At 27.9% G+C, this 20,704-nt stretch carries 17 protein-coding genes; 15 read left to right on the forward strand and 2 right to left on the reverse strand.

The features are described from left to right. The first annotated feature begins 118 nt into the window (after positions 1–118). From BR69_RS0116280 to BR69_RS0116290, 3 genes are all read left to right on the forward strand, one after another. A complete protein-coding gene (locus tag BR69_RS0116280) occupies positions 119–1,108 on the forward strand; it encodes an FUSC family protein (RefSeq protein ID WP_027634145.1) in 990 nt (329 codons plus the stop codon). Positions 1,109–1,391: 283 nt separating this feature from the next. Beyond that, positions 1,392–2,417 carry an FUSC family protein gene (locus BR69_RS0116285; RefSeq protein WP_084315550.1) on the forward strand — a complete coding sequence of 342 codons (1,026 nt, stop codon included), beginning with the start codon at positions 1,392–1,394 and terminating at the stop codon, positions 2,415–2,417. Further along, positions 2,414–2,878, forward strand: a complete 465-nt coding sequence (locus tag BR69_RS0116290; RefSeq protein ID WP_278246099.1) for a methylated-DNA--[protein]-cysteine S-methyltransferase — start codon at positions 2,414–2,416, stop codon at positions 2,876–2,878. The genes BR69_RS0116285 and BR69_RS0116290 overlap by 4 nt, the downstream gene beginning before the upstream one ends. A gap of 424 nt (positions 2,879–3,302) precedes the next feature. Here BR69_RS0116290 and BR69_RS0116295 read toward each other — a convergent pair whose 3' ends face one another. Then, positions 3,303–4,205, reverse strand: a complete 903-nt coding sequence (locus BR69_RS0116295; protein ID WP_051623650.1) for a YitT family protein — start codon at positions 4,203–4,205, stop codon at positions 3,303–3,305. Between the two features lie 263 nt (positions 4,206–4,468). On the opposite strand from BR69_RS0116295, the gene BR69_RS0116300 reads away from it, so the two are divergent. From BR69_RS0116300 to BR69_RS0116325, 6 genes are all read left to right on the forward strand, one after another. Further along, the gene (locus BR69_RS0116300) at positions 4,469–5,329 is read left to right on the forward strand and encodes a DegV family protein (RefSeq protein ID WP_027634149.1); all 861 of its coding nucleotides are present in this window, start codon (positions 4,469–4,471) and stop codon (positions 5,327–5,329) included. Between the two features lie 331 nt (positions 5,330–5,660). Beyond that, positions 5,661–6,809, forward strand: a complete 1,149-nt coding sequence (locus tag BR69_RS0116305; protein ID WP_051623651.1) for a VOC family protein — start codon at positions 5,661–5,663, stop codon at positions 6,807–6,809. A gap of 379 nt (positions 6,810–7,188) precedes the next feature. Then, the gene (locus tag BR69_RS0116310) at positions 7,189–8,568 is read left to right on the forward strand and encodes an MATE family efflux transporter (RefSeq protein WP_027634151.1); all 1,380 of its coding nucleotides are present in this window, start codon (positions 7,189–7,191) and stop codon (positions 8,566–8,568) included. 441 nt (positions 8,569–9,009) lie between these two features. Further along, positions 9,010–9,618: a hypothetical protein gene (locus BR69_RS0116315; RefSeq protein ID WP_150112286.1), complete on the forward strand. Its 609-nt coding sequence runs from the start codon at positions 9,010–9,012 to the stop codon at positions 9,616–9,618. 370 nt (positions 9,619–9,988) lie between these two features. Further along, entirely contained in the window at positions 9,989–12,949 is a 2,961-nt protein-coding gene (locus BR69_RS0116320) for an ATP-dependent DNA helicase (protein WP_027634153.1), read from the forward strand. Positions 12,950–12,968: 19 nt separating this feature from the next. Next, complete coding sequence (locus BR69_RS0116325; protein ID WP_242840707.1) at positions 12,969–13,325, forward strand: C-GCAxxG-C-C family (seleno)protein; 357 nt, start codon at positions 12,969–12,971, stop codon at positions 13,323–13,325. A 234-nt stretch (positions 13,326–13,559) separates the two neighbouring features. On the opposite strand, the gene BR69_RS0116330 is transcribed toward BR69_RS0116325, so the two are convergent. Next, entirely contained in the window at positions 13,560–14,294 is a 735-nt protein-coding gene (locus BR69_RS0116330) for a DUF975 family protein (protein ID WP_027634155.1), read from the reverse strand. A 255-nt stretch (positions 14,295–14,549) separates the two neighbouring features. On the opposite strand from BR69_RS0116330, the gene BR69_RS22330 reads away from it, so the two are divergent. The 6 genes from BR69_RS22330 (at position 14,550) to BR69_RS0116360 (ending at position 20,702) form a co-directional block, all read left to right on the forward strand. Beyond that, positions 14,550–14,675: a hypothetical protein gene (locus tag BR69_RS22330; protein WP_278246100.1), complete on the forward strand. Its 126-nt coding sequence runs from the start codon at positions 14,550–14,552 to the stop codon at positions 14,673–14,675. A gap of 15 nt (positions 14,676–14,690) precedes the next feature. After that, positions 14,691–14,852, forward strand: a complete 162-nt coding sequence (locus BR69_RS21870) for a hypothetical protein (protein WP_160169959.1) — start codon at positions 14,691–14,693, stop codon at positions 14,850–14,852. 307 nt (positions 14,853–15,159) lie between these two features. Beyond that, positions 15,160–16,149, forward strand: a complete 990-nt coding sequence (locus BR69_RS0116345) for an asparaginase (RefSeq protein ID WP_027634156.1) — start codon at positions 15,160–15,162, stop codon at positions 16,147–16,149. 401 nt (positions 16,150–16,550) lie between these two features. Further along, positions 16,551–17,891 carry an NCS2 family permease gene (locus BR69_RS0116350; RefSeq protein ID WP_027634157.1) on the forward strand — a complete coding sequence of 447 codons (1,341 nt, stop codon included), beginning with the start codon at positions 16,551–16,553 and terminating at the stop codon, positions 17,889–17,891. Positions 17,892–18,062: 171 nt separating this feature from the next. Beyond that, on the forward strand, positions 18,063–19,412 hold the full coding sequence (locus BR69_RS0116355) for an NCS2 family permease (RefSeq protein WP_027634158.1): 1,350 nt from the start codon (positions 18,063–18,065) through the stop codon (positions 19,410–19,412). Between the two features lie 147 nt (positions 19,413–19,559). After that, positions 19,560–20,702, forward strand: coding sequence for an aminotransferase class I/II-fold pyridoxal phosphate-dependent enzyme (locus BR69_RS0116360; RefSeq protein ID WP_027634159.1), 1,143 nt, complete (start codon positions 19,560–19,562; stop codon positions 20,700–20,702). The last annotated feature ends 2 nt before the right edge of the window (positions 20,703–20,704 follow it).

The following is a 20,704-nucleotide window of genomic DNA, read 5'->3' on the forward strand; positions in this document are numbered from 1 at the left end:
ATTATTTATTGTAGTAATAATACTATAGAAAAAAACAATACAATATCTTCCTAAAAGGACAGGTATTATAAAAACTTAAGGAGTATAATAATTAGTGATATACATAGGAGGGGTAAATATGACATCATTAAAAACAGAAGTTAAAATTATGAAGATATCATTAGGGGTTTTGGTATCATTGATATTAACAAGATTATTGGGTTTTGGAAATAGTAATGTTGCGCCAATTGCAGTGGTTGTAGTTATGACTTTAACTCAAGCGGTACATGCTAGTAAGAATAATGTTAGAAGTTTAGTAATTAGTAATGTGCTTGGAGTAGCCATAGGTCTTGTTTTTACATTACTTATTAAAAATTATATTGTAGCTACTACTTTAGCCGTGTTTGTAACTTTATTCATATGCTATAAGCTGCCATGGGATATATCCTTTATATCAGGAGGGGTAGCAACTATACTTATAATATATTTTTCTTCTTCAGAACCAGCTTTCCAATATGGAAAGGAAAGGCTTTATCTTGTCATATTAGGAGCTGTAGTTGGATATCTTATTAATAACTTAGTTTGTCCACAAAGTTATGAGGAATTAATCGAGAGCAATTTATATAGAGGGTCACAGAAAATTTTCAGCATACTAGATGATTTTCTTGAAAACCATTATGAAATTAATATGACTAATGAAGATATTTTTTATATGCAAAATTGTATTACAGGTATAAACCATGGTATAAGTATGTTAGATAAGGATATGAATATGAAGATACATCATGGAAGCAAAAAAAAGGATATTATAAATACATATAAAGAAACAGAGAAGCTTTTAGAATTAAGCTACAATCTTGTATATAAGTTATTTTATTTTAAAGAAAGTTTCAATAGCTTAACAGAAAAAGATAAGAGGGAATTTGCGAAAAAAATTAAGGATATGATTGAAAGCCAGAAAATAGTTATAAATTCACTTAAAAACAATAGTGATTATGAAAAAATAAATGAGATGGTAAGTGCTGTTAATGAAGAGATATGGTCTTATGAGTCTATGGTATTTAAGGGTGGATTAACAGAGTATTTTCTCCAATTAGGGACATATCATAAGAGCTTAAGTAAAAGTTAACAAATAGTAAAAAAGAGATATTACTAAATTTAGGATATTAGTAATATCTCTTTTTAATTTATAAATTATAGCTATGATAAATACTTAATTAAGTATATTTAAAAAATTAATTAGTTCATAGATTTACACCTAAATCTGAATAATAAAGTAATATAAAATTTAATAGGAAGTCAATTATTGTAATTATAAATAGAAAAAAGTTGAATTTTAAATATGACATGGGGTTAGGTTAGTAGGTATAATATAGTTTAGGGGAAATATAAAAAATGCTTAGGAGGAGTAGATGTTGTTTTTAAAAACAGATATAAAAATTATTAAAATAACTATTGGAGTTTTAATTTCACTTATATTTACTTATGCTTTAGGACTTAATGAAGATGTAACAGCTCCTATTGCCGTTATAATAGTGATGGTGCTTTCTGATGCCATTCACAGTACTAGAGGAAATTTAGTAGATATAATACTTAGTAATGTAATAGGTATAGGTTTTGGAATAATATCCTATCTCATATTTCCAAATTACATTATAGCTGTAACTTTGTCTGTACTTATATCCATGATAGTTGCAAATATAATTCCATTTGAGGTCTCATTAATAACCACACCTATAGGAGCAATTCTTACAGTGTACCTTTTTTCCATAGATTCTCCTATATTATATAATAAGGACAGGCTTATTCTTGTTATTATAGGAGGGATTCTTGGATATATAATAAATATCTTAATATATCCACCATGCTATAAGGAACATATAAGAAAAGCTATAGATAAAACTAGTCATACTATATTTAATATTTTAGAGAAAGCTACTAAGGAAGATTTTAATAAGATTTTTACCAGTAAGGATTTAAGAAGTATTCATAGGAGTATAACAGAGATTAATACTAATATATCTATATTTAATAAGGACTTAAATCTTAAAAGAAAAGAATCGAAAGAAGATTTATTGTTATTATATAAATATGAAGAGCTTACAAAGCTTTTAGAAAGTAGTTATAATATAATTTATAAACTTTTTTACTTTAGTTCTAGATTTAATAAAATGGCTGATGAAGACAAGACAGAATTTTCATTTATAGTAAAGGAATCTATAGGGGAACATAAAAAGGTGCTAAGTAGCATATATAGCAAAAAAAATCATCATATAGATTTAAATATAGACTTAGAAACATTTAGTACAGATTGTAATTATACTATGTTTAAAGGAAGTGTTATTGAATATTATTTAGAGCTTAAACAGTTTATTGAGGACGTAAATAAAAAAGAGAATATAGTAGTTATAAGTTCTAAGGAGGGGCTAAAATATTGATATATGTAGATTATATGGAATCACCTATTGGAATATTAAAGATAACTGCAAATAAAGATTCTATAATAGGCATTGAATTTTTAAAAGATAATAAAAAAGATGAGGCCAGTGGTAATAAAATAATAGTAATGGCTAAAACTCAGTTAGGTGAATATTTTAAAGGAGAAAGAAAAGAGTTTACAGTGCCTTTAGATATAGTTAGTGGTACTGAGTTTCAGAAAAGGGTGTGGAAGGCATTAAAGAATATACCCTATGGAAAAGTAGCTACCTATAAAGACATAGCAATTGAGGTTGGAAATCCTAAGGCGTCTAGGGCTATTGGAAATGCAAATAACAAAAATCCACTGTCAGTTATAATTCCATGCCATAGAGTAATTGGAAGCAATGGAGCCTTAGTTGGTTATGAGGGAGGACTTTCTGTAAAGAAGTATTTATTAGAGCTAGAAAAAAGTAATAAGTAGAGAAATTAATTTATAGGAAGATTTTGTTATTTAGAATAAGTTGTTACTTAAGAGTATTAGGAATTTTAAATTTTCACCATTAGTTTTAACTAAAGGGAGTTAAAAGTTAACAACCTTAAGTAAATAATATATAAAATAGAAGAATAGTAAAGCTTTATAAAAGGGGCTGTTGAACTAAGAATAAATACTACAATATATTGTGCTAATTTTAAATTTGCAAATCAATATATTGTATGTAAATTCTTTAGTGTGACAGCCCCTTTATATTCTTATAAGTAATAATCAAAGCATATATTTTTGTGAAATATTAGAAGCATCTTTAAGAAGGCGTATCTTAAAGATTATAAATTTATAATAGTTTTACAAAGAATAAGTAGTAAATTTTAGACTGGATAATATAAAGTGTATAAAATTTTTTAACTAACTAGCTAGTTTTATTTAATTCTCTTATATTTTTAGTTATATGAGTAAGAGAACTTTTTCTTACATTATGGGTTTCAGAAACGGTTGAAGCTTGCATTATAGCCCCATCGTCTATATTAAGGACTACATCCTTTAAATGAGGATAGAAGATTTTATCTGTTATACAATATATTATTTTATAGTCCTCTCCAGAGTATCCACCATTACCTTTTAAATATGTTATAGGTATGGAATGATCTTCTATAAGAGTTTTACCTATTTCTTCATACTTAGAAGAGATAATGAGAACAGATTTGCATTGGTTAAGCCCGGATAGTATTAAGTCCACAATTTTAGTCATTATATATATTATAGCAAGAGAAAACATAGCTTGCTCTATATTAAAAACTAAGGCTGTTACAACTAATACAGAACAGTTTATTGTAAACAATACAGCACTTATTGGAATATTAAAGGTTTTATTAATCCAAATGGATAACATTTCACTTCCATCAATGGCACCACCATATTTTATAACAATTCCAACACCAACTCCAAGGATTACACCTCCATAGAGAACTATTAAGAACTCTGATGTAGTTACAGGTGGAACAGGCTTTAATAAATATAGCCAAAGGGAAGCTATAATATTTGAGTATATGGTTCTTATACAAAAAGTTTTATAAAGTTTTTTAGCGGTAAAGGATAGGATTATTCCGTTTAGTATAATAAGATTTATAAAAAGTGGAAATCCGAAAAGGTGGTTGATTATTACAGAAAGGGCGGTAGTACCGCTATCAACAACACCATTAGGAGCCATTATCAGTTCTATGGCAATAGCTGATAGTAGGGCTCCTAGCGTTAACATAAAGTAATCAATAAAAATCTTAAAGTGCTTATTTCTTGTAATTTTTCTTATATTCATTAAATTCCTCCTTATCATATGATTATATAAATTAAGATATTTATAATACAATGCCAAGAATAATTTTACATGAAAAAAACACGCTTATGTTCATAATGAACAAATGTTTAGGGTTTATTAAACATTTGTTTAAGAGATTAAAAATAAATTATAATATTTGCTTTTGATAAATGTAGTTTATATATTCTTTATTTTTGAACTAAGTGGTATAATAATTGGATGACTAATAAAAGTATAAAATAGATTAATCAGAGAGGTGCAATATGGCAGTAAAGATATTAACAGATAGTACCAGTTATATACCTAAGGATATATTGGAAGAATTAGATATTAACATAGTTTCTTTAAAGGTTAATTTTAGTGATGAGAGCTTCAGTGAAGTGGATATAAATAATGAAGAATTTTATGAAAAAATGAAAGAAAAGGGGATACCTAAGTCTTCTCAACCTTCTATAGATGATTTATACTCCTCTATGGAAAAGATAATTAAAGAGGGAAATGATATTTTATGCTTATTCTTATCTTCAAAAATGAGTGGAACTTATTCTAGTGCTCATTTAGTAAAAAATATGATGTTAGAAGATTATAAAGATGCAAATATAGAGATATTAGATTCAAAATCTAATTCCATGGAGCTTGGGTTCATTTCCATAGTAGCGGCTAGAGCAGCTAAAGATGGAGATAGTCTATATAATGTTAAGGAAAAGGCTGAGGATGTAATAAGACGTAGTAGATTTTTATTTATACCAGAGAATTTAGAATACTTAAAAAAGGGTGGAAGAATAGGAACTGCAAGTGCTTTAGTTGGAAGTCTTTTGAAAATAATACCTATCCTTACAGTGGAGGAAGGTGTTACAACCGTTCTTACAAAAATAAGAACGAAGAAAAAGGCTATAGAAGAGATGATTAAAAAAGTATTAGATGATAATATAAATTTCAATGTGGAAGAAATTGCAATCCATCATATAAATGCAGTAGATGAAGCTAAAAAATTATCTCTTAAAATTAAAGAAATCTTTAATATAGAGGCGAGAATTTGTGATATAGGACCGGTTATAGGTCTTCATGTAGGACCAGGAGCAATTGGAATTGCCTATTATACTAAAAAGGATATGAAATTTTAGCATTTATTTAGGACATTAGGGTTTATTTACTCTAGATTTTATAAATTGAAAAATTAAGTAGCCCAATAGGATGTCATCCTATTGGGCTACTTAATTTTTAGAATACATAAGGGTACTAACTATAATATAAAAGTATAAAAATTAAAGTTAAGAAAAATAATAACCTTAATAAAATAGCTAAACTATAAGAAGGATTTAGTTTCTATAAATAAGTATAAATATTTAGATTTATATGATTATACAAATTTACAGTTAATTTTGAAAAATATAATATTAGCTATTGAATAATGATTATCAATAGATTATAATTATCATATAAGGAGGGGATAATATGACAAATTTAATATTACCTGATTTCTGGAATGAACATGAAGAATTGAAAAATTATATAGATAGCGTGAAGGAATTTAACAATAATGATGAGTTATTAAAAAAGGAAGCAGAAAAAGTTATAGATAAGCGTAAGACTTTAGGACTTCAAGGATTAGTGGGAGATTTAGAAGTTTTACTTATAAATACTGAGATGGATAAACAAGAAAACGCAGTTGAAGAGTATTTAAAATTTACAGGATATGATTTTAATGAAGGATATGAAAACGATTATGAAAGAGTTTATGTTTTATCTCAAAACAATTCACCAGATATATTAATAAAATCAAGGAAAGATCAAGATAATCCTTATATAAGAGAGGAATATCATCCAAAATCACAAGAAATGATTAATACAAGAATAGAAGCATTTATATATTCTTGTAGTGATATAAAGAAGTACTATGAAATACAAAAGAAGCTAGGAGTAAGATTCCTAACAGAGGATATAGTAGAAAAAGAAAATTATTATATGCTTCTAACAATACCCTCAAGCTTTACTAATACATCTTATGGAGTTATTCAGTGGAAAGATAATAAAGCCACTTATTTATCAAAGGAAGATAAGAAGATAGAGGTTTCATTAACTAAGCCTAAGGAGAAGTATATAGAGTATATTAAAGAAATGGATCACATAGCTACTAGAATTCAATCTAAGGATAGGGATGCAGCAATTTTAGAGTTTATGGAACTTACAAACTATGATTTTAATTTTGCTATATATATTGAAAAAATGAATTCTATAACTAATGTATCAAGACTTCCTAAAGGAAAGGTAGCTATGGTATTTACAGCTGGTATAGAACCATTTAAATCCTTAGAGGAAGCAGGTCCTACAGAAAAATTTGTATACAACTATGGAGCAAGGCCTCATCATATAGCTTATAATTTAGAAAATATAGAATATAGCTTTGAAAAACTTAAGGAAAAAGGAATGGAATTCCTTATTGATTTAGTTGGAGATGAGGAAGAAGGAATAGTTCAAACCTTTAGTAAGCCTTCTAAGAGCACATTAATAGTAAATGAATATATTTATAGATATGGTGATTTTGATGGATTCTTTACTAAAGATAATGTAGCAGACTTAACTGCATCTACTGATAAACAATAAATATAAAGAATAGAAAAAGACATTATAATTAGATTATTATTAATTTAGTTATAATGTCTTTCTATTTATATTCCTTAAAGTTAAATAGATTTTATAAGAAAAATTTAAAGAGTATATAGGCTATTAATTTTTCTATAATCTACCCTTTTGTTATTATTTAATGTTTAAATAAGATATGGGGAGGGATTTTGAATAAGTGTTTTATATTTATAACATTAGTAATTGGAACATTAATTAAATTAAGTGAAGAAATATATACCTAAGACCATAACAGAATAATATCTGTTATGGTCTTAGGTATAAATAATTTTAATTGTTTACAAACCATGATACAATGAACTAGTACAGTATTTAAAGAATGGGGGCGCTTTGAATTATAATGAATGGACAATCAAAAAAAGAGCTTATACTTAAGGGGGACATGTATAAAGTTATTATTACCTTAGCCATACCTATTATGGTAAATAACTTAATACAAACACTATACAATTTAGCAGATGGAGTATGGGTCAGTAAATTAGGGTCCACAGAATTTGCAGCTACATCCTTTGTATGGCCAGTAAATTTCCTTTTTATTTCTCTTGGAATTGGAATATCTATTGCAGGAACAGCTATTTTATCTCAGTTCATAGGGGCAGGAGAATATAAAGAAGCTAATAAGTATGCAAGTCAGCTTATAGCATTATCCTTATGCTGTTCTTTAATATTTGCAGTAGTAGGATATTTAATAACTCCATTTGTAGTAAGAGCAATGGGAGCTACAGGAGATCTTGAGATCCATAGTATTACTTACCTTAGAATTACTTTTTTAGATACACCTCTTGTTTTCTTATTTTTTAATTTTAATTCTTTAATGAATTCCCAAGGTAATACATTAACACCAACTATACTAAGTGGAATAAGTGCTATATTAAACGTAGTATTAGATCCTATATTTATATTTACCTTTAATATGGGAGTAGCAGGGGCAGCTATAGCAACCCTTTTATCTAAGGCACTTTTAGCAGGGGTTATAGTATATTTAATGAAAAATTCTTCTACTATGATTAAGCCTAGCTTTAAAGGATTTAAATTTGATAAGGATATAATAAGAAGGATACTTAAGGTAGCAATACCTTCATCAGTTGGTCAATCAGGTTCAGCTTTAGGGTTTATTGTGCTTAATAGTTTTATTGCCTCTTATGGTACTGCAACCTTAGCAGCTTTTGGAATGGTAAACAGGATAACTTCTCTTATAATGCAGCCAGCTATGGGAGTGGGAGCAGCTTTAACTACTATAGTGGGACAAAACTTAGGATCGAATCAATTAGATAGGGTTAAAGAGGGATTTATTAAAGCACTTAAGTTTACCATAGTATTTTCAGTTTTAGGGTCTATTATTCTTATATGGCAGAATGAGGGAATCATAAACTTTTTTATGCAGTCTAAGGACGATAAAGAAGTTATATCCCAAGGGATAACATTTTTAAATTTCATATCCTTTTCTATGCCTCTTATGGGGATATTTAGTGTACTACAAGGAATATTCCAAGGATCGGGGCATACAAAATATTCTATGGCTATGGAAATAGGAAGACTTTGGTTTGTAAGGCTTCCTATGATACTTGCCTTTAAGTATTTTACTAATATAGGAGAGGAAGGAATATGGTTTTCTATGAGCTTTAGTAATTTTATAATATGTATATATGGCCTATGGTTATATAAGAAAGGTCATTGGAAAAATAAAGTTATAAAAGTTTCTGAAAAAGCTATGGCATAGAAATAACTAGAAAAATTAAGAGTAACTTTAAAAATCTTATATAATAAAAACCTCCCTTTAAGTTATATACAGTTAAAAATCGCAGTGAAAATATAATTTAAAGGAATGGGGGTTATTAAAAGATACTTGCAAAATTAAATTTTGATTTTGTAAGTATCTTTTAATTTGGTAATATTTTTATAGATGAAAAACCATTGAATTGCTAACAGATTAACTTATTCCTTTGAGTAGTTAATTTTAGAATAAATAAAATTAATTTAGTTAAAGTATAAAATATGAAACTTTAAATTTAGAAATATTTAATTTCAATAATATAGAGTAACTAGTATAATAGTCTAAGTTAGTTAAAGCTATAAATAAGGATTTATTAACTAAATATAGAATGTAAAAAAATCTTAAGGGTAAACTAAAAGGAGTTAAATATTGAAAGGAGATATAGGAATGAAGAGTTTAAAAAAGATAGGTGTTCTAACCTTAGCATTAGTTATAATTATTTTTGGAGTGGTAGCATGTAATAAACCCAAGGAGTCCTCAGAAAAGTCTGAAGTTACTGTTAAAAACTTTTTCGAAAATGTAAAAAGAGAAAGATATGAAGATGCTTTAAAAGAAGTTCGTGATGAGGATAAAGAAAGAGCAAAGGAAAGTATAAATAGTATAAATACAGAGGATGCAAAGGAAATAGGAAAAGAATTATATAAAAATTTAGATTATAAAATAATATCAGAAGATGTTAATGGAGATAATGCCAAAGTTAAAACAGAAGTAACCCTTCCTAATACCTTAGAGATAATTACAAGGGCTGTTAAAGATACTACAGGAGAAAACATTCAAAATTTTATAACTAACAAAGGAAATCTTAATAGTACAAATTATACAACCATAAGAAACAATGTGATGGAAGAACTTAAAAAGCCAGATGTAACAAGAAAAACTAAAAATTATGACTTAGATTTAGTTAAGGTAAATGGTAAATGGAAAATGGTTGGGAATGATGAGCTTATGAATGCCTTAAGCGGAGATTTATATAGATATCAAGGATTATACAAGTAATTTAAAAAATCTAGAGGGAAACACATCTCTCTAGATTTTTTAAATTGATTTTTTATTTTCTTATATCATGATAAAATACTACTTGGGAAGTTTCATTTAAAATATAATTAACTATTTATATATAGTTAATTATATAATTTACATTCAACTGATTGATGAATCAATAATTTTAAGCTGAATCTAGTCCAGCTTTCATATTACAACTTGTATATTAAGAGGGATTTTTAAATTATAAGGGTATTATAGTTTAAGTAATCTCTAATTTTAAGAGAAGTTATAAAAGCTCATTATACATAGACTTACTTTAAGCTTATAGGTAATAGGAGATTAGGTTAGCCAAAATAGATAAGATAATATAAAAGAGGATATAATGGAGAAAGTATTTAGTGTTTTAGATAATATAGTATATATTTATATAGATTTTATAGAGAGTAACAATGAAGATGGGTATTTATATATAAGAGGAATTAAAATTAAAAATAGAATACCTATGTATTACAAAGAAAAAATACAAATTAAAGAATGGAAATTAAAAAAACAACATGAGTTAATAGAAGATAACAATCATATTAGTGGAGATAGAGAACTTCAAGATTTTAAGAATTTTTTAGAAGAAATGCCTGTAATATATCATGGGGATGACTCAGTCTTAAAAGGTATATATATAATAAATAAAGAATTTCATATAAAAAATAAGTTTCTGGATTCTAAGGAACTTATAGCTTTATTGAATCCATCACTGGAGGATTACACTCTCAAGGGGTTAAAAAGCTACATTAAAATAAAAAATGGTTATTATAACAAACCTATGGAATATGAGAACTTAACATTAGAATTAGTAAATAAGTTTTTAAGCGACTTTTGGATGGAAAATCCTTTGATTATTCCAAGAGAATTTGACAATTTAAGAACATGGCCATGGTATTCTTATATTCAACCTAAAAGTATAACTATGGATAATAAAGACTTTTATAAAGAAGAGAAATTTAAAGAAGATCATATTAAAGTTAATTATAAAAGATATGAAGAGTTATTTAATGATGAGGGCTTATGGAAAAGATATCATAGCAACTATAGGGTAAGAGAAAATCAAGTAAAACTTAGCACTCATATTAAAGAAGGCATTTTAAAAAAGAATATAACTTTAGTGGAAGCACCTACAGGTATAGGTAAAAGCATGGCATATCTTTTGCCTTCATCTATATTTTGTCACTTTAATAAGGATAAGAAGATGTTTATATCTACTAATACTAAGGGGCTTCAAAAACAATTAGTTACTAAGGACATCCCAAATTTATTAAAAATACTAAAGTTAAATAATGTGAAATATGTGCTTATAAAAGGAAAGAGCAATTATTTTTGTATAGATAGATTTAATTATCTAGAGGAGGACTTAATTACAAATAATCCATTGGCCTATGTCTATATTTATAGATATATAAATGACTATGGTCTTGGAGATATTGAAGAGGTTAACCCTTATATAAGAGAAAAATTTAACTTAGAAAAGCTTATTCCTCATTGCTTTTGTGACTCAGAACTGTGTAACATAGAAGAATGTGCTTATGATGAGAGATGCTATTATGCAAAGAAGGTTAGAAGCCTTGAGGAAGGAAATATCATAGTTATTAATCACTCACTTCTACTTAGGTGGCCCTATGAAAATTATGCAAAAATACAGCATCTTATAATGGATGAGGCACATAACCTTTCTATGGAAGCCTATGAGGCTTATGAAGAAGAAGTTAATACTTTAGATATTTATAAGGCTTTAATGGACATATATAATAAAGAAAGTAATAAAGGTTTTTTACTTTATTTAAGCCATAAGAGTCAAGGCGCCTTTGATTTAAATAATATTTATAATTATATAGTTAGCCTTAGCTATAATATAGAAGCTGTGAAGTCCTCTATTATTAAGTATGCTGATGATAAAAAGATAACTAATGAATATGATTTAAATGAAAAGTTTAATTTAGAGGATGGAGTATTAAAAGGGGTAAAGGCTAATCTTAATAGATTAGGTAATAATATGTATAACTTTTTAGAAGAGATAAATAAGGGACTTTCTAACATAGAAAATAAAGAAAACTTTAAAAATGATATTAGAGTTAAAATCCTTAAGGAAAGATGTAAGTTTTTAAATAATATAAAAGATAATATAGAAAAATTTATATTAAATCAAGAGGAAGGGTATTGTTATTCTTTTCAGCTTCATAAAGGCTATAAGTGGTGGAGTCTTAAAATAACTCCCTTAGATATTTCAGGATTTTTCCACAAAAAAGTCATAAGTGATTTAGAAAGTGGACTTTTTATATCTGCTACACTTTCAACAGAAGGGAAATATAATGATTTAAAGAGAACTCTTGGAATTAATTTATGTGAGAAAAGCCAAGAAAATAGGAAGGATGTAATTGATATAAATCCTATAGAATCATCCTTTCACTATGAAAAAAGAAGTGTGGTATATGCTCCTAAGTTTTATAGCGCTATAAATGAAAATGTAGAAGAATACTCTTTAGAACTTTTAGATAAATTTAAAGAAATTCTAAAAATCATAGAAGGTAATGTTCTTATGCTTTTTACTAATATAAGACGGCTTAAGGAATTTAAAAAACTTATAAAAGAAGAAGAAGAAAACTTAAGAATTAAAATTATTACAGATAAAAATGAAATAAATAATCTTAAAAAGAGAGATAATACCTATGTATTTTTAGGGTCTAAGGGAATGTTTGAAGGGATAGATATACCAGGAGATAGTATGAACACTGTAATTTTAGATAAAATTCCAAATATAAATAGCAATGACCCTTTTTATGAAGCCTTAATAGAAAAGAATATGAGAGGGAAGGAAGACTATTGGAGATGTTATAATAAAATTAATTATCCAATTGTATCCATAGCTACAAAACAAATCTTTGGGAGACTTATAAGAACAGAATATGATTATGGAAGTTTATTTATCATGGGAAAGTTTTATGAGGAAAATCAAAATACAAGGAAGCTTCAAGAAGAACTTCATAGAAGTCCTGTTATACGAGGGGATATTGAAGATATAAAGAAGGATTTAGAAAAAAGGACAAGGTATTGGATTAAACTAAACTTGTTAAAAATTTTAAAAGAAGAAGCTTTTAAGGAACTAAAATATATAAATATAATAGAGAAAAAAGAAGAGGTTTTAAATTTAAAGCTTAAAAATGAACTTAGAAAAAATAAATTAAATGATAATATATATCTGAAAATTTATCCTAATATATTTTTAAAGACTAAAGATAGGATAATAAAATTTAATAAAAAAGAACAGGATTATATATATAAAATACTTACATAGGAGGATTGGAGGGAAAATATTGAAGGCAAAAGAACATTTTATGGAAGGGTTAAATTGTTGTGAAGCTATAATAGCCTCTTCCAATGATAATTTAAATACAAGTATTCCTATATCTATAGGAAGTGGTATGGGAGGAGGGATGGGAGTTGGACTTACCTGTGGTGCTATTACAGGAGGAAATATGATTCTTGGGATATTAAAGGGAAGAAACTCTTTAGAGGAAAATAATCAGTGTAAAATTCAGGTTATGGAACTTATGAATTCAGTACTAGAAAAGTATGGCTCTGTAAATTGTATGGAACTTAGAGCCAAGGGAATTGATTGTAATGAAATAGTTGAGTTTATAGATGAGTATTTAAAAAAGGTAAATATATAGGTTTTTTACATAAACACTTAACTTATTTATTAAAAATATACTTTATTTATTTAGGGTTAGATATATGTATAAATTAGCTTTAAAGATTAAAACTCTATAAAAATAATTTAAGATTATAGTTTTTAAATTTTATATTATATAATATTTTAAATATTATAAGTCATACTTATAGTTATAAAAGCCCACTAAGTATTATGGATTAATACTTAGTGGGCTTAATTTAAAATTAATATCCTAGTAATTATAGTTCTTTTTTACATCTTCATAGAAGATAGCGGTAGAGGTTCTAACATAAGGCAATAGCCAAAGTAATCCAATGCCTAAGGTAAATATAGATAGAATCCACCAACCTATAAATGATAAATGAAGTAGAAATAATTTAATTTTATAACCCTTCATCATATTTACACTTTCCTCTATGGCATCATAGGAGCCTAAAAGTGGATTATCAAGAAGCATAAAATGTGCTAGTGCATATCTATTTAAAAAGATTCCAAGAATAATACAAATAATTATAAAAGTAATTATAATGAGGAAGATTGCAGGAGTAAATATATATTTACTACCATGATAATTTACTTCTGCAATTGAAGGATGAAATAAAGCTCCTGTTATGGTTAAAACCACAACTATAATTGCAGGTATTGACCATAAAAGACTAAAAATTGTAGTTAAAAGATGGCAAAGAAAATATCTCAAAAAACTTTTAAATGGATAAAATAGGTCTTCAAGAGAGGTTTTTTCTTTTCTACTAAGTTTAAGGAAAAAATAATTTACTCCAGCAATTAATGGACCTAAAATTATAAAAAATAAAAGGTTTAATAAAACACCTCCAAATCCATATTTATGTGTACTAGGAAGTGTTAATAAGGAGTCTATTAAGAAAAAAATAAAATAGCATAGAACAGCTTGTCCCCAATTACCTTTTAAAGAATCTCTAGCAGATTTTCTTATAGTATAAAAGTTCATATTTTCCTCCTAAATATTAAATATATTTATAAATATATTTAATATTTTATACATATATGAATGAGTTGGTGAATATTACCAAAGGAATTGTGAAAAATACTAAAAAAATTATAACTTATTACATAAAGTTTAAAAACTTTTCTTTAGGTTATATTAAGAAAATTAATAATAGAATTTAATAGAAATACCATGAATTCATTCCAGCATATAAAATCTCTAAGGTGGAGATAATATTTAATGAAGGAGTGATAGAAAATGGGACATAGAGAAGATAAAAAAGCAAAAAAAAGAACAGATAAATTTAAAAAGCCAGAGATAATTCATGAGGATGAAATGAAAAAACATAAGAGTAAGAATACTATAGGTAGTACAATAGGATAGAAAGGAGAGCTGGTTATGACAAGGGAATTTAAAAAAGGTGAATATGGGATAGCAGCAGATAAAGCTAAAAGTCTTCTAGATAAAGGTATAGGTATTACAGAAATAATATCCATGACTGGGCTTACAGAAGAAAGAATAAATAAACTTCATAAGAAAATGAGGGACAAGTTAACATAAAATAAATCTTAAGGAAAGATTTTATAAATTTCTATTTATTTCACAAAGATTTTTCTAATTTAGTATATATAGATTAAGTTATATATAAATTATTTAAATATTTAATATAAAGGAAAGATATTGCATATCTTTCCTAATTTTCTTTTTATAATTATAATGAATTTTCATATATTATGGTGTAGAATATAAACTGTAAAATCTACATAAGAAGATTAAAAATAGTTAGTAGATAGAATGGCTATTTTAGATTATATTTAATAAAAATACAAAGTTTAAATTGCGTTTTAGCATTTGTGGGGGGAATCTTATGAAAAAAGTAGCGGTAATTTTTAATGGTGGAACTATATCTATGAAGGTGGATCCAAAATTAAAGGCAGCGGTGCCAAGTCTCACAGGAGAAGAAATAATGTCTATGGTGACAGGAATTGAAAACTATGCAGAGATAGAGTCTCATACTTTTTCTTCTATGCCAGGACCACATATGACTCCAGAGATAATGCTTCAGTTATCAAAGTTTATAGAGGAACTTTTAAATAGAGGAGATATAGATGGGGTTGTAGTTACCCATGGAACAGATACTTTAGAAGAAACTGCTTATTTAGTGGATTTAACCTTAAATACAGATAAACCAGTAATTTTTACAGGATCTATGAGAAGTGGGTCAGAGCTTGGTTATGATGGACCTTCTAACTTAGCAGCTTCTATATGTACGGCCATATCAGAAGAAGCCAGAGGTAGAGGTGTATTAGTTTGTTTAAATGGAGATTTAAATTGTGCTAGGGAAGTTACAAAAACTAATTCCATGTCTCTTGATACCTTTAGGACTCCTAATTTTGGACCAATAGGTATGGTGGATAATAATAAGGTGTTATTTTATAGAAATAGTTATAACAAGGAAAATTATCACATAGATGAAATAGAGTCTAAGGTAGCTTTAATAAAATGTGCTGTAGGTATGGATTCAGCCTTTATAAATTATTCTATAGATAATGGATACAAAGGTATAGTTATAGAGGCTATGGGAAGAGGGAATATTCCACCTGAGATGGTAGAAGGAGTTAGGCGTGCCATAGAAAAAGATATACCAGTAGTTGTAGTATCAAGATGCTTTGAGGGAAGAGTTTGTGATTCTTATGGCTATCCAGGTGGGGGTAAAGATATAAGAAATCTTGGTGTTATTTTTGGTGATACCCTTCCAGGACAAAAGGCTAGAATAAAACTTATGGTTGCTTTAAGTAAAACTAAGGACATGAAAGAACTAAAAACTATATTTGAAAAGCACTTATATAGTGTTTAATAAATTGAAGTTAATTTACCTTAAAAATAAAGGAGCTGTGGAACTAAAGACTTTACATACAATATATTGATTTGCAAATTTTAAATTAGCAAAATATATTGTAGTATTTATTCTTAGTTAAAATATAGTTTTATTAGACTGGAGGTTTTCCGGGCTTAGAATTATATAAATTTTTAATTTATTGAATGATAAAATCCTATTTAGTTAAGGATAAGTATAACTAAATAGGACTTTTTAATACCTTTACAACTTATAAATGCGAACTTGGATTTGATATACTTTTTATATAGTTCGTATATTGACATAAGATAAATCTATATGATAGAATAATATTCGTGATATGACATGATACAGCACTAAAGATAAAGAGGATATTTATTCCTTGAGGAGGTAATGTTTTGATAGAAAAAATTTTTAAGTTAAAAGAAAATAACACTAATGTTAAAAAGGAGATTGTGGCAGGGGTAATAACTTTTTTAACTATGGCTTATATTATAGCGGTTAACCCAGATATACTTAGCAATACTGGGATGGACAAGGGTGCCTTAGTAACAGCTACATGTCTTTCAGCAGGGTTAGCTACTTTACTTATGGGAGCTTATGCAAATCTTCCTTTTGCACTGGCGTCAGGAATGGGAATAAATGCATTTTTTGCTTTTAGTGTAGTTTTAGGCTTAGGAATTACCTGGGAACAAGCCTTAACGGCAGTTTTTATAGAAGGAATAATTTTTATAATATTATCTTTAACTAAACTTCGTGAAATAGTGGTTAATAAAATTCCACTAACTTTAAAATATGCGGTAACATCAGGAGTTGGATTATTTATAAGCTTTGTAGGATTTGTTAATAGTGGAATAGTGGTTAAAAATGATGCTACTTTAGTATCCATGGGAAACTTAAAATCTCCAGTAGTTATAATAAGTGTAATAGGAATAATTACTATAGTTATACTACATAAGGCCAATGTTAAAGGATCTCTTTTATGGGGAATAGTTTTAAGTACTATAATAGCTTGGGGATATGCCTATTTTAATCCAGAAATGGCTAAAGCCTATAATATTATGCTTCCACAAGGAATAATAAAATATGAGAGCATAGCTCCTGTAGCTTTTAAATTAGATTTTTCATTTATATATAACATGAATACCTTATGGAATTTTGTAATAATAATATTTACATTTTTATTTGTGGATTTCTTTAATACTTTAGGTACATTAGTAGGAGTGGCATCTAAGGCAGGCATGTTAGATAAGGATGGAAATATAAAGGATGCAGGAAAAGCTTTACTTACAGATGCTATTAGTACAACCTTTGGAGCGGTGCTTGGAGTATCAGCTGTAACTGTTTATGTTGAAAGTTCCACAGGGGTAGCTGAAGGGGGAAGAACAGGTCTTACAGCAGTTACCACAGGGATATTATTTTTAATAGCTATGTTTTTTGCTCCTTTATTTGTAGCAATACCAGCTAGTGCTACAGCGCCAGCTTTAATAATAGTAGGATTCTTCATGATGGATAATATAGGGAAAATAGATTTCACAGATTTTGCAGAAGGAATACCAGCATTTTTAACTATAATATTAATGCCATTAACCTATAGTATAGGGGATGCTTTGACCTTTGGAATATTATCTTATGTAATAATAAATCTAGGATTAACTATACTAGGTAAAAAGGAAAATAAGGTCTCAGGAGTAATGATATGTTTAGCATTAATATTCCTGTTGAAAATAGTTGTATCTTAAGATATAAGTTATAGTTATGAAGATGGTGTAGTTTTTTATAAGAGCTACACTATTTTTATAAAAAACATACACGAAAAATAATTGAATTTATAAAAATAATAATATGTATATTGACAAATGAATATTAAATAAATTAAAATAATATTCGTAGAATATAAGAGGGGGATGGGTATGGATAAATTTTTTAAACTTAAAGAAAATAATACAAATATGAGAACGGAAATTATTGCAGGTATAACTACATTTTTAACTATGGCTTATATTATTGCAGTAAATCCAGACATACTTAGTATAGCAGGTATGCCTAAGGGGGCATTGGTAACTGCTACTTGTCTTACAGCAGGTCTTACTACAATATTTATGGGTTTATATGCTAATTTACCTTTTGGACTAGCTTCAGGAATGGGACTTAATGCTTTCTTTACATTTGGTGTGGTTATAGGTCTTGGAGTAAGCTGGCAAACAGCCCTTACTGCAGTTTTTATAGAAGGAATTATATTTATAATATTATCTTTAACTAATGTACGTGAAGCAGTAGTTAATACAATACCATTAAATTTAAAATATGCAGTAACCGTAGGTATAGGACTATTTATAAGTTTCATAGGATTTGTTAACAGTGGGGTAGTTATTAAAAATGAATCCACTATGGTATCTATGGGGAATTTTACTTCACCGACAGTAATCATTGCAGCCTTTGGACTTTTTACCATGGTTGTTTTTTATAAGAGAAATATTAAGGGGGCTTTACTTTGGGGGATAGCTGTTAGTACTATAGCAGCTTGGATATATGCCATAATAGATCCACAAGGAGCTGCTTATTACAAGATATTTTTACCAGAGGGAGTATTTAAATATGAAAGTATATCATCTATTGCTTTTAAACTAGATTTTTCTATTTTTAATGACCCATCAAAAATATGGACCTTAGTTGTGGTAGTTTTTACTTTCTTATTTGTAGATTTCTTCGATACGGTGGGAACACTGGTTGGAGTAGCTTCAAAAGCCAATATGATTGATAAGGAAGGAAAGGTGCCAGGAGCTGGAAAGGCTCTTCTTGTAGATGCCATAGGAACAACAGTAGGGGCTTTACTTGGGGTTTCAACAGTAACAACTTATGTAGAAAGTTCAGCAGGAGTTGCAGAAGGGGGAAGAACTGGACTTACATCCTTAGTTACAGGAGGTCTATTCTTACTAGCTATGTTCTTTGCACCATTATTTGTAGCTATACCAGGTTCTGCAACAGCACCAGCATTAATAATGGTAGGGTTCTTTATGATGGAGAATATAACAAAGATAGATTTTAGTGACTTTTCAGAAGGAATCCCAGCTTTCCTAACTATAATATTGATGCCTTTAACCTATAGTATAGGGGATGGTTTAACTATTGGGGTATTATCTTATGTGATTATAGGATTATTAGTTGGAGTATATGATAAGGGTAAGAAAAAAGTTTCTAATGTTATGATATGCTTAGCTTTTATCTTTATAATAAAACTAATAGTATCTGGAATAGGCTAAACTTAATACTAAAGCTTGTTTTAAAGGGAAAAGACTTTATTACTAAATTATTAGTGATAAAGTCTTTTTTTATATATTATGTTATTTTTAGTACCTCCTTAAATACAGGTGAATAGTATAAAGTAAACTATTTAAGGAGGAAAATCCATGAAAATAAACAATAGGTTAAGTTCTATAAAAGAATATCATTTTAAAACATTAGAAGATATAAAGGATAACCTTTCTAAAGAAGGGAAAGAGGTTTTTGATTTTGGAATAGGTGAACCAGATTTAAAGACTAGAAAAGATATAAAGGATACTATTATTAAATCCTTGGAATATGATGGATTTAATAAATATCCACCTTATGAAGGAATTAAGGAATTAAAAAGAGAAATATGCAAATATTATAAAAATATATATGATGTAGAGTTAGATGAGGATGAGGTTATAATATTAATAGGTTCTAAGGAAGGTATTAATAATACATTTCCAGCTTTTTGTGACTTTAAAGATGTAGCTTTAATACCAGCTCTTGGATATCCAGTTTATTCAACATCCTCAGCACTTTGGGGGATAGAAACTTATAGGTTTCCTCTTATAAGGGATAATGGGTATTTACCTAATATTAATAACATACCTAAGGTTGTTATTAAAAAGGCTAAGCTTATGGTGTTAAATTACCCAAATAATCCAACAGGAGCAGTAGCAACTAAGGATTTTTATGATGAGGTTCATAAGTTTGCTTTAGATAATGATATAGTAGTATGTAATGATAATGCTTATGGGGATATAATAAAGGATAATGAGGGGAGAATATCTTTACTATCTAGTGGAAAGGAAAATGTTTTAGAGTTTGGTAGTTTTTCTAAAACCTTTAGTATGACAGGCTTTAGGCTAGGATATGCAGTGGGGGATAAAAGGTGTATAGAGAGGCTATTAAAAATAAAATCTAATGTAGATTCAGGACAATTTCTACCAATACAGTATGCAGGTATAGAAGCTCTTAGTAAACTATCTCATGTATTAGAGGAGCTTAATATATATAATGAAAGAAGAAATATTCTTGAAAAAATATTAGATGAAAAGAATGTAGAATATTTTAAGGGAAAAGGAAGCTTTTATCTATGGGGAAAGGTTCCAAGGGGGTATTCCACTGATGAGTTTACAAAAGAACTTTTATATAATTATGGCATATTAGTTACCCCAGGCTATATTTTTGGATATCAGGGAGATGGATGGTTTAGGGTTGCTTTAACTAAAAATGTTAATATAATAGAAAAAGCATTTTCAAGAATTTCGGAGTTTTAGGG

It is taken from the genome of Clostridium hydrogeniformans DSM 21757 (assembly GCF_000686705.1).
GTDB classification, from domain to species: Bacteria; Bacillota; Clostridia; order Clostridiales; family Clostridiaceae; genus Clostridium_Z; species Clostridium_Z hydrogeniformans.